The sequence below is a fragment of the bacterium genome (genome assembly GCA_040754625.1).
Taxonomy (GTDB): domain Bacteria; phylum JACRDZ01; class JAQUKH01; order JAQUKH01; family JAQUKH01; genus JAQUKH01.
Window position 1 is genome coordinate 1 of record JBFMCF010000138.1, and the last position, 11,799, is coordinate 11,799.

11 protein-coding genes are annotated in these 11,799 nt (G+C 35.1%); all 11 read right to left on the bottom strand.

Annotation, left to right across the window (positions count from 1 at the left end; translation table 11 throughout):
• Positions 1–80: 80 nt before the first annotated feature.
• The 11 genes from AB1498_13355 to AB1498_13405 all read right to left on the bottom strand — a co-directional run bounded on the left by AB1498_13355 (position 81) and on the right by AB1498_13405 (position 11,530).
• Positions 81–488, bottom strand: a complete 408-nt coding sequence (locus AB1498_13355) for a hypothetical protein (protein MEW6089278.1) — start codon at positions 486–488, stop codon at positions 81–83.
• 22 nt (positions 489–510) lie between these two features.
• Positions 511–3,999 carry a PKD domain-containing protein gene (locus AB1498_13360; GenBank protein MEW6089279.1) on the bottom strand — a complete coding sequence of 1,163 codons (3,489 nt, stop codon included), beginning with the start codon at positions 3,997–3,999 and terminating at the stop codon, positions 511–513.
• Between the two features lie 12 nt (positions 4,000–4,011).
• Entirely contained in the window at positions 4,012–5,154 is a 1,143-nt protein-coding gene (locus AB1498_13365; GenBank protein MEW6089280.1) for a FlgD immunoglobulin-like domain containing protein, read from the bottom strand.
• Between the two features lie 61 nt (positions 5,155–5,215).
• Complete coding sequence (locus AB1498_13370) at positions 5,216–6,085, bottom strand: hypothetical protein (GenBank protein ID MEW6089281.1); 870 nt, start codon at positions 6,083–6,085, stop codon at positions 5,216–5,218.
• 8 nt (positions 6,086–6,093) lie between these two features.
• Positions 6,094–6,579: a chromate resistance protein ChrB domain-containing protein gene (locus AB1498_13375; protein ID MEW6089282.1), complete on the bottom strand. Its 486-nt coding sequence runs from the start codon at positions 6,577–6,579 to the stop codon at positions 6,094–6,096.
• A complete protein-coding gene (locus AB1498_13380) occupies positions 6,569–7,384 on the bottom strand; it encodes an ABC transporter ATP-binding protein (protein MEW6089283.1) in 816 nt (271 codons plus the stop codon). Before AB1498_13380 ends, AB1498_13375 begins: the two co-directional genes overlap by 11 nt.
• Positions 7,381–8,919, bottom strand: a complete 1,539-nt coding sequence (locus AB1498_13385) for an iron ABC transporter permease (GenBank protein ID MEW6089284.1) — start codon at positions 8,917–8,919, stop codon at positions 7,381–7,383. The genes AB1498_13380 and AB1498_13385 overlap by 4 nt, the downstream gene beginning before the upstream one ends.
• Before the next feature lies 1 nt (position 8,920).
• Positions 8,921–9,943 carry an extracellular solute-binding protein gene (locus AB1498_13390; protein MEW6089285.1) on the bottom strand — a complete coding sequence of 341 codons (1,023 nt, stop codon included), beginning with the start codon at positions 9,941–9,943 and terminating at the stop codon, positions 8,921–8,923.
• A 5-nt stretch (positions 9,944–9,948) separates the two neighbouring features.
• Complete coding sequence (locus tag AB1498_13395) at positions 9,949–10,335, bottom strand: hypothetical protein (GenBank protein ID MEW6089286.1); 387 nt, start codon at positions 10,333–10,335, stop codon at positions 9,949–9,951.
• 410 nt (positions 10,336–10,745) lie between these two features.
• Complete coding sequence (locus AB1498_13400) at positions 10,746–11,381, bottom strand: hypothetical protein (protein MEW6089287.1); 636 nt, start codon at positions 11,379–11,381, stop codon at positions 10,746–10,748.
• A complete protein-coding gene (locus tag AB1498_13405; protein MEW6089288.1) occupies positions 11,375–11,530 on the bottom strand; it encodes a hypothetical protein in 156 nt (51 codons plus the stop codon). The genes AB1498_13400 and AB1498_13405 overlap by 7 nt, the downstream gene beginning before the upstream one ends.
• Between the last annotated feature and the right edge of the window lie 269 nt (positions 11,531–11,799).

Sequence of the window (11,799 nt, forward strand, 5' to 3'; positions counted from 1 at the left end):
TTGCCGCGATGGGGCTTGCTATTCAAATGTATCAACTTCAAGCCTATCGTGCAAATAAATCCACATGGAAAATAAAATCATTAGTCATCGGTGAAGGTTGAAAAAACTCCCCGATGGCTCAAATAATCAATATCTCCAAGGCGATAATTAACTTCAAAATTGTAACCCATTAAATAATTTCCGGGTGCTATATCATAAGTCATATCAATAGAATGGGCTTCTAAAAAACTAGTTGTGTTTGTCCCCATCCATACTAAACCATCCCATCCGGTTGGAAGTGATAAACCTGTAACATCTACATCATTGTAAAAATCCAGCCAGACACCTGAAAGATATGAATCATTAATTGAATTATAGAAACTATAATCATATTGCCATGAACCATTCCCTAAATCTTTCTCTGTATAGCTAATAATCGGAACAGCATGCACTCCAGATGTAAAAACCAATACATTCATCAAAAGAAACAACATTAAATACTTTTTCATACATCCCTCCTCTTTTTCTTTCCTATTGCACACTCAACTTATAATCCCCATTGATTATCTGTTGAGAATTCGCTTTAAAATACAAGCTGCCATCCGGCTTAAGTATCTCTATCCCCATTGAATCAGGGTTGCTGTCAGAAATAATTGCTGTCCATGAATATCCGCCTCCCCCGTTTACTGTCCCAATACCTTTAATAGTTACGATATTATTATTCACAGATATTTCTGTAATTGTTGTGCTTACAAGTGATAGCCTATTAAGTGTATAATAATATTTCAACCAGCCTGTTCCAAGCGTTAAAGAATCTATATTCAAAGACAAACCTGCCCTGAATGACTGACTAAGATAATTATAACCCGAACCATATATTATTATCGTCTGTTTAATTTCTTCCGCAGTAATTACAATCCCGCATTCGCCGGCTGCTCCCTTGTCATCTGTAACTTTTACCTTTGCGTTATAAGTGCCGGAAGCATTGTATGTATAACTTGCTGTGCTGTCTAAAGTAATTGTATCATAATAATAGTCTCCGTCAAAATCCCATTCGTAGCTCACAATACTTCTGCCGTCTGAAACCTCTACATCCGTTTTGAAATTTACTGTCAACGGGACATTCCCTGATACCGGATTTGCCGTTAAGCTTACTGACGGCATTCCTTGACTTATATTTACAAGAAGCCCTATAGATTCTCCGGAGATTATATCATGATTTTCGCATTTTGTCTGCGCTTTTACAAGATATTTATCCGGCAAAAACCATGTTTTCTGAACAGCCGTTCCATCTCCCCAGTCGGAGTATGTTCCATCTCCAAACTGGAATTTATATAGAATGTTATGCCCCTTGCTGGATGATGCATCTTTTGTTGTATATATATATGTTTCTCCGGCAATCCCGTTTATTTCACCCTCAGGTTTACAGGGAATTGATACTTTTTCATCTAAAATCCCGTTCCCCCAGAGTGATTCTAACATATAGTATACAAACCTCGGTTCCATTATATCAGGATTCAAACCATTATCTCTCACCCTCATAATCCCGCACCATTCCTCATTTAAGTATCCGTCAGGACTGCTGGATTCGGAATGCCCTGTTGTTCCATGGTATCCAGGGTCATTGTCTGTATATGTTGTATCAGTGGAGTATTTCCCCTTCCACCATTCATCTGAATATGTTCTTATTGAACCGCCTATACAAACAGATGAATTTGCTTTTATCTCATTCCAGAGCGCCTTTATATTTTCTGCCTGATACGCCGGTCCAATATTTTCATATTCATTTTTATTAACATTGTCATATGTGTCTATACCATATCCTAAAATCATAAAAGGTTTACTGCTCACGGTTTCATAATCACTGAATAAACTCCCAAATGTACCGCCCCGATAAACACCTGCTCCCCATACATCAAGATTTGGCAATGAATTATCATACGCACCAATAACATTTATAAGATTACTATCAAAAAGAGGTGTTGTTACCGGATGATAACTCTCTCCTTCCTCTATATGCGCAACTTCTGCCATTTCATCTATCAAACTAAAAAGCGCGTCCGGTTTAGCCCCATACTTCCACTCTGCATTTAAATCATTGCCGATTGACCACATCAAAACTGCAGGATGGTTCTCATGCATTTTTATCATTGTTTTGAACCCGCTCTTTATTTCTTCCCTGACATTATCAGTTGAGTCTAAATCAATATTTAACCCCGGTTTTATTCTATACCCTGCTATTATATATATCGGATTTACCCCGCCATTATACGCCTTATCCAAAAACTCCAGATGATTACTGGTTGAATCGAGATTCCATACATGAATGGCATTTGCACCCATCTGTCTTAATAAAGCCAAATCCCGTTCATAGATGTTTTTGTATTCCGCTTTGAAATAATCTCCATATGGCGCTGATTCCTCCGGATCTATTCCAACAGGAACCGGCGAATAATCAACAGCTTTTACTGTAAACGGTTCGCTGTTTATCAATAACTGCCTGCCGCTTGCTGTGACATTACTCGGCCGCCTGCAGAATATTGTTACATTTATTCCAATACCTGGAATTTCTTCATTCCCTGCTTTATCTGTTGCACGGCTCATTACTGTGTATTGTTTATCTCCTGACGGTGTCCATTCATAACTCCATGATGTTGTCCCCTGCGCATATACCCATGTGGAACCCCCGTCTGTCGATACCTCTATCCTTTCTATCCCTGAACCTGAATCTGATGCAATACCATCAATCGGGACCTCGCTATCTACAATTACTTCACCATTCCAAGGATTGGTTACTGTTGAAAGCGGTGATAGGTTATCAATCTCAAAAGCAGAACTGACAATAATTTTCCCGTTTATCCAACCGTCATTAGTTGAAATCCTTAAATAGACTGTAGCATCTTCAATTCCCGACAAATCATTCATTGAGCGCCAATAAAAAGTAATGTTGTTAACCCCGGAATCTGTTTTTATATTGCTTATCTGATATTCATTTTGATTATTTAAAACCGGCGTTCCATAATTAGCATTTACCTGTTCCAGTTCAGCCCTGTTCCAATTTAATCCATCAGGCGAATATTCCACTTTCAATCTATTAATATCTCCATTAAAGTCACTTACAAAAATACTTACCTCAACCTTCCCGTACCCTGTTTTTAAAGGATTAGGAATATTGGAAAAGTTTGCTTCAGGCGGGTTGTTAATTAATAAGCTAATTGGAATAGTAACCAGGCTATTATCAGAATCATTAGAATTTATCTCAAGTTGGGCTGTATGTATACCCGGAGGCAAAAGAGACGTGGTTAAATTTAAATTAATTAATGTGCTGTCCTCTTTTGAAATGGTCCCGCTCGTTATATTTTCCGTCAGCCAATCAGCCGAATCCGTGATTGTAAACCTTAACGGCTCCCCGCCTTTATTTTTTATTAATAAAATCTGGCTGGTATCCAAAGCCTGGCCGAGGACCAGGTCGTAATTTGAAGGGGTTGTTTCAATATCCGCGGGGCTTGAATAAATTATGACATTGCCACTAATCCATGACGCGTCAATAGTTGAATTATAACTATCTTTTAAAACCGCTGAATCAAAAATCAAATTTGTCACCCCGGTATTTTTAGCCCGAAAACCAATACTAAGCAAAATATCCTCAATGTTAATGTTTACTCCAGTAGTTTCATCCCTTACTATTCCTACTATTAATTTGCCTTCTTTTTTATCTTCTAAACCGCTTATTAAAATAGTGGAATCAATTCCGCCCTGGTTTAGAATGGTGCCTTCAACAACTTCCGGATTAATTCCATTGCTGGAATCGTTGTCAACATCCTGAATTTCCAATAAATTTGTGTCATATCCAAGATCAAACGCAGCACCATATAAATTATTAACTGAATTTACACGAAGGGGCATGCTGAATTCCGGAGATGTTAAATAAACAACCGTCGAATCCAATTTTACTTCAGCAGCAGTAATCGCAATAGTTAAAGTTAAACTGATAAATAAAACCAATAATAACTTTTTCATTTCTCACCTTTCTCAATTTTCCACCTTGAAACGAATACTTTTCTCACCCACATAATCATTTAAACCTGATATATTAACTATCAGGAAATGTTCTCCGTTTCTAAATCTTTTTGTATCGAAAAATTTTGTAAAAGGGGAATATCCTTCCTCTTCTTCACTGATGATCACATCATCCAAAATAAAAGAAACTTCATATTGCTGATTAATCAGCATATTTTTACTATCGTCATCTAAAGTGATTTTAACGGCTATTTCATCTTTTACGACAGGAAGGTTATCTTCCATTCTTATAATACCGCTTATTAATTCAATAGTAAAATCAGGTGTAAAATTAAATGATTTGGATAACATATAATGCTCATTTATACTTACATTGGGCCTCGATAACGCATTCGCCCTGATTCGGCTTGCTCTCTCTGACGCTTCTATACCCTCCGGCGAATTTAATCTTTCCGTTAAATTATTGAATCCGCCCAATTGGGCTATTCTTTTCTGGCATTCAATATAAGTTTGACTGTTTCCTGCTGTTATTATGCTGTTATCCGGCAAGGCATAGGCTGAAATTTTCATAAAAAATTTATCCAGTTTTGGGACCTCAATTAAACCTGACTCATCTTTTCCGTCCCAGTTTTCTGTGTTATCGATTGCTAAACGGGGCCCCCAGTCTATAATGGTATTTAACACTGCGGTCCTGTAAATATTTGCCCTGATCCTGACTTTCGCCGGTTTCTTTAAAAAATAATCTACATTATACCCGTTTGTGAAATCAATAGGAACAGTGACAAATATATCTTCTCCGCCTGAAGAATCAGTTGGATCATAAATATAAATTCCGCCATTTGCATCTTTGGCTTCAATTGTAAAATAATAAGCGTCATTTGGAACCGCGTTACCATATTTATCCTTTCCATCCCACTCCAGATAATTCATCCCCGTAAAACACTGTTTTTCTATTTCCTTAACAATATAGTTGTCCGCGTCATACAACCTGAGTTTTATGTTTGCGTCTGTATCAATATAAAAAGAAACCCTTGCGCTTTGACTGTTTATATTAATCATTTGCGGGTTCACAGTCACCTCTGAAATCTGCAGGGCAAAAATGTCACTTATACCTATCAATAAATTTATTAAAATTATGGGAAAAATTTTCTTCATCTATATCCTCCGGAATTTTACATTTTACATTTTACATTTTAATATTTTCATTTTTTACACATCATCTCCACACCGGGTCCTTTGCTTCACCGGGCGGAAAAGTAATCTGATGCTGATTAGAACCGTCTATATCCATAATCCAGAGCTGTTCACTGCCTGTCCGGTTCGATACAAAAGCTATCTCTTTGCCGTCCGGAGAACAACAAGGGTTGCCGTTATAACCTAAAGTTTTAGTTAACTGTTTACTGCCACTCCCGTCTATATTCATGCTCCAAATCTGATAACTGCCGCTTCGATTGGAAACATATACAATCATAGAGCTATCCGGCAGCCAGACATTTTGCGAGTTGTCATAACCGTCTGATAATAATTTTTTAAAACTCCTCCCGTTTATATCAAATAACATTAAATCCTGTTTCAATACTTTTTCACGCGGCGGCATAAATAAAGAATAAATTAATTTATTTCCATCTTTCGAAAATGTTATAAAATTTTCCATGCCTTTTTCAAAAATAAATTCTCTCTCTTCAAGAAACTTATCTTTTTCTATCGGAATTTCCCATACATTACTGTCTTCAGGGACCACTGATATTATCGAAGTATAGATTATCCTGCTGTTATCAGGCGACCACACCGGCCTTGAATAATTACCGGGTTTTACTTTTATTTTTTCTAAATTACCGCCTTCCGTACTTATTAACAAAAGTTCACCGCGGTTATTGCCAAAAACTATCCGCTTTCCATCCGGCGAGAAACTCGGCCATCGCTCGTCTTCTATTGTATTTGTAAGCTGCTTTAAATTTCTCCCGGTGGAATCAACTGTATAAAGTTCCCAATTGCCGCTCAGGGACGAAATAAAGGCAATTCTCTCCATGCCCATTGTAACTGGAGGGAGCATTAATAATAAAACTAGTATATTTATTACTTTCATTTCTTAACCTATCTCTTTTTCAACCTATTCTCAATATCCGCATACAATCCATCAAATACAACAAAACTCTTTCCCATTATTTCATCATTGCTTTTAGAAGAAACGATTATTCCATTAACAATTGCGTTTAATCCCGCTGATTCAGATGTAACTTTATCTCCTGAAATATTTGTTTCAATGTCCTGAATGATTTTTTTGAATATATTCAGTATAGAATTGTTTATTTTATATTTCTCCAAAATATGCGTAAAAGTTGATTTACCCTCCCTGCTTCTCAAATCAGAAACGGGAACGTCAAAAGATGTCCCATCCATTTTAAAGGTATCCCTGGGATAGAATTTTATCACCGCGCTTTTATCAACATAATTTTTAATCAGCCAGATCGACGCGCATTTGTCAAGCTCCATACCTTTCCAGGTGGAAAAAGTTTCGGCATAACCATTCCTTAATAAAATTAAAAGTAATATAATACCTATACTGACTTTATTTAACATTGCTTATTTTTTCCAAATGATATACTTTGCTGTCAGATTTTATTTTTTTATGGTTTACCCGGCTTAAAACACATTCTTCACAGCCTTTCATAAAGCCAGCTACAAAGCCGGATGCCGGATTGGAATATAAATTTTCCGTGCTGTCAAATTGTTCAATTCTGCCTTTATTCATAACAGCAATTTTCTCTGACATAAAAACCGCGTCTTCCTGGCTGTGAGTAACAAATATTGCCGTTATATTTAAACCCGATAAAATATTTTTGACCTCTGAACGGATATCATGCTTTAAATTACAGTCAAGGCTGTTAAAAGGTTCGTCTAAAAGGAGCAGTCGCGGTTCAACCGCAATTGCCCGTGCCAGGGCCGCTCTCTGTTTTTCACCGCCTGAAAGTTCCGACGGGTAACGGTTCCCCGCGGATGAAAGGGAAACCATTTCCAATGCCTCACTCACTTTGTTTTTTAACTCATTTTCAGGTATCTTTTTAATTTTTAAACCGAATTCCATATTTTCATAAACCGTCATATGCGGCCAGAGCGCCAGGTTCTGGAATACCATACCGATGTTTCTTTTCTCCGCGGGAATAAAACATTTATCCGCGATTGAATTTATCACCCCGTTAATTTCTATCTGCCCGGAATCCGGATGGTCCAGACCCGCGATAAGCCGAAGCAGAGTTGTCTTTCCGCATCCCGACGGGCCGAGAACACTTACCAATTCCCCTTCATTTATAGCAAGCGTTATTCCTTCCACTGCCTTAATATTCCCAAATGATTTTGATATATTTTTTAATTCTATAGTTTTCATATTATTTTTCTCTCATTAAACAAAATTAATGCCGGAAGCAATAAAACTAACATCACTATAACGGCCAGCGCGCATGTCAGGCTGCTTGAACCGTAATGCATCAAATTATACATCCGCATAGGCAAAGTTGCCATTCCCGCCGGCGTTACAAGAAGCGAAGCGCCGAGTTCGCCAAAACAAAATATAAAACTTAATATCCAGCTCACTTTAATTATTGGTTTTAAAAGCGGAATTAAAATATGAATTAAAGTTTGCCCAAAATCGGCGCCGGAAACAAACGCGGCTTCTTCAAAAGATTTATTTATTTGATTTAAACCTATCCAGATAATTTCAGAGCCAAACGGCAAAAACATTGTAATATAGGCTAAAATTACTATTGCAGGGCTTTTGTAAAAAAATGAAAATATTGGCCTATTCCAGAACTTGACCAAAGCGATACCGACAATTGTTACAGGTAACGCGAGAAGAAACAAATAAACATTCCAGTTTAAATTCCCTGTTTCCGATAAATTTTTCTTCTTATCTTCAACGTATTTTCTGAAATTCGCGATAAAAAATCCTATGAAAACTATAAAACACGCCCCTGTTACGGAAAAAACAAAACTTCTGATTAATTCAGGATATGACGTTTTGAGCGCAAAAACAAACGCCCCGGGAGTTAAGGATTTGATGAGTAAAACTCCAACCGGCAAAAACAGGGTTAAGCAGGAAAAAACCATACAAAATAAAAAACATAAATATTTCCATTTCAAGAGATTAATCAAATTCCCTTGTTTTTTTTCATTTATTACCGGCACAAAATGTTTTCTCTTAATCAAAAATCCAAGGCTAAATATCATAACAAATACTATAAAAAGAAGCGGCAATGACATAATAATCGCGGACTGGAAAGAATTAAACGCGGATACCTGTGAAAATATTTCAACAGGATAAACATTTACCTGCAGGCACGCGGGCACGGAAAAATTTGAAATCGCCAGAAGAAAAATAAATACAAAGGATACAATTATTGAAGGAATAATTAAAGGAAAGGTAATTTTTCTGAAGGCTTCAAACTTACCAGCCATAAGGATCCCCGTTTCTTCCAATTCCCGGTCCATAGAATCAAGGCCTGTTTTGATAAGATAAAAGGCAATAGGGAAAAGCCCGAATGACATCACCATTATAACACCTTTTAAGCTGTATATATTAAAAAAATCTTTAAAAAAACTATTTATGTTTATCCATGCCAGGGCAATTATATACAGCGGAATCAATAAAGGAATTATAAATAACGTGTTAAATATTTTTCTGCCCGGTAAATTTGTCCGGCTTATTAAAAATGCAAGAGGTAATGCAATGGCTGTAGAAAATAAACCCGTAAAAACACCTATTACAAGACTTTTTCCCAATAAAATAACCTGGCGTTCATTTAACAGCAGTATATTTAGTAAATTATTTTCAAAGACAGCCTCTATCAAGCTATAAAATAACGGCACGAAAATCACAAATGTTGATAATATAGCTATTATTGATATAAATCTTTTCTTTACCATATTACTTTATGAATACCTCCTGCAAAAATTTACCGGAGTTTTCAATCCTTTCGGCCACTTTTTCAAAATCAACGCTCATGGTTAGAATACTTTTATAATCCCTGACATTTTCAGGCTTATTAACATCAGGCCTCAGGGGCATTTGTGCTGATTGAGAGAACGCAAGTTTTCCTTCCACCTCTTTTGATAAAATATAATCAATTAATTTTCCAGCATTTTCCGTATTCCTTGCCCCTTTTATCAAAGACACCGTATTTGGAAAAACAAATGTCCCCATTCCTTCCTGGTCGGGATAAATTATTTTTACAGGGTAACCATCGAGTATCCCGATATTCGCGTCATCGGTATCCGTAAGCCCTGCCGGTATTTCACCGCTTGCGACCCTGTCTTTCACAACCGAATTCCCATCAACAACTATCGCGTTATTTTCTTTTAACTTTGTGAAATATTCTTTTGCCTTTTCATCTCCCCATAATTCAAAAAGCGCGGCGCACTGCGCGGAATATGTCCCAAAAAGCGGGTTTGTTACCGCGAATTTCCCTTTCCATTTCTTGTCAGTAAAATCCAAATTTGATTTCGGCGCGTCCGATTCTTTAACAAGTGCGCTATTATAAATAATGACCCTCGCCCTTGCCGCGAACCCTGTCCATGTGTTATCTTTATCCTGGAACATCTCAGGAATATCTTCAGCCGAAGGTGATTTATAAGAATCAAGTATCCCTTTCTTTTTCAGGACTATCGTCCGGATAATCTCATTATTCCAGAAAACATCGCACTGCGGATTATCTTTTTCTGAAATTAACCTGTTCACCAATCCGACTGTCTTCGTCGCCTCTGTGTCATATAACGCCTTGACCTTTATCCCTGAATTTTTCTCAAATTCCTTCAAAATCGGCTCGCTGTAAACCTGGTCATGGGCGACGTAAATGATAACTTCCTGTTTTTTGGAACAGGAAGAAATAAGAATCAATAGAAAAAATAATAAAATTTTAAATTTAGTAATTCTTTCACAGATATTTTTCATAATACCTACTGTTCCTTAATTTCCTTCAAAACTTCAGATTCCAAAATAACATCATCACTTTTTATGATTAACGAATCCTTAAAACTAAAACCTCTACAAACATAACCAATCTTTTCCTTCAACTGTTTACCTGAAATAAATTCAATTGAAACTATATAGCCAGAATCACTTTTTATCTTAAAAGAAAACATTATTGAATCATTAGGTTTTATATTTTTAAAAGTAAATTTTTGCCGGCATACTTCAATTGTTCCGCTGACAATTTCTTTATCAGCTTTATTAATCAATCTAACCTCTCCATAATTTTTTGTTCCCATACAATATCCATTGCGAAAGATTAATCCGACGATAATAAATAAAACGAATATTATTATCATTAATATTTTTTTCATCAGTATCGCCAACATAAACAGCGTCTCTTAAATTTCCTCCACTTCACCCCAAAAAGCCCTGTTCTTTAGAACGGGGTGTAGGGGGTTATTTTAAGTTTATTATGAATATAAATAATGTCACAGTAAAAAATATAAAATAGAAACAACTATAATTCCACAAATATTTTGATTTTTTAGTTAACTCAGAATTATTTATATCAATATATTTCTTACGTTTCAAAAACATTAATAGAGCTAAATTATTTTTAACAGAATTATTTATAAATAAATTAGGACTACCTAATTCTCTCCATGTATTAAAATGCTTTTCTTTTAAAAATACTAAATATTTGTAATTTAAAAATAATCCATAAATAACAAAAATAAAATTTACTACAAAAAGTATTGGCAAAATTATTTTTACCATTTTATTATTTGTCAGACATTTTTCTAATATAAAATTTTACAGGTCCATAAGTATTATATAGCTCATCATCAGGCTCAATAATTCTCAATTCACATGTGATTAATTTACTGATTGCTAAGTCTTTAGGGCATTCGTAAGTAAAAAATGAAAATCCATTATCATTACGTCCTATAAAAGGGTCATATTTATTTTCGATAAAATAAGATAATATTAAAGAATTTTGCAAATAAAAATCGATTTGTATTTTTAATTTTAAATTATACCTCTCTGATAATGGTTTGAAATATATTTCATCAGACATTTTATCTAATAGAACACCAACATCATATTTACCTGTATATTTGTTTTTAAATTCAATCCTTTTGATTAAACCTTTTTTGGTAATATCTAATTCTTCATTTATTAAATAATTATAAAAATCTTTAGGGGTAGCAATCGCTTGAACAAAGAGTCTTATTGATTTTGGAGCATTAAAGCTCAAAATCGATTTATTAAATAATAAAGTTACCAATAAAAATAAAATCAATATTAACAATAAAATAATACTACTCATAATTACAACTTGAAATTTTCTCATTTCATTTGTTATAAAAATTTTTATAGATTTTAACCACTTGTATTTTAATTTATTTTTTACCAACTCCCAGTTGCTCCACCTGAAGTTTTTCCTTTCTCTTTCAATCGTTCATATTCTCTTCTTACGGCATTAACATAATCTTGACAATTATTATCCCTGAGTCTCCAATCCATATCCCAATTTTCTTGAACATTTTTCTCTGCTTCATGCATTTTTTTATCATCATAATTATTTGGATCTCTGCTAAAATCATAATCATCCCTTGTATGATTTCGATCTGGTCTTATCCTATCATCATCAAAAAAACCACTATTAGTCCTAAAACAAGCGAGTTTTTTTAAGCGCGACTTAAAATTAATCGGCAGCCATGGAAAATCTTTATTTTCGCTCTATTCGTCCATATAAAATTTATTTTTTGTTTCGTTAAACTGGGAAAATATTTTTTTAAGTCTAATTTTGGCCAAAATCATAAAAAATTGAC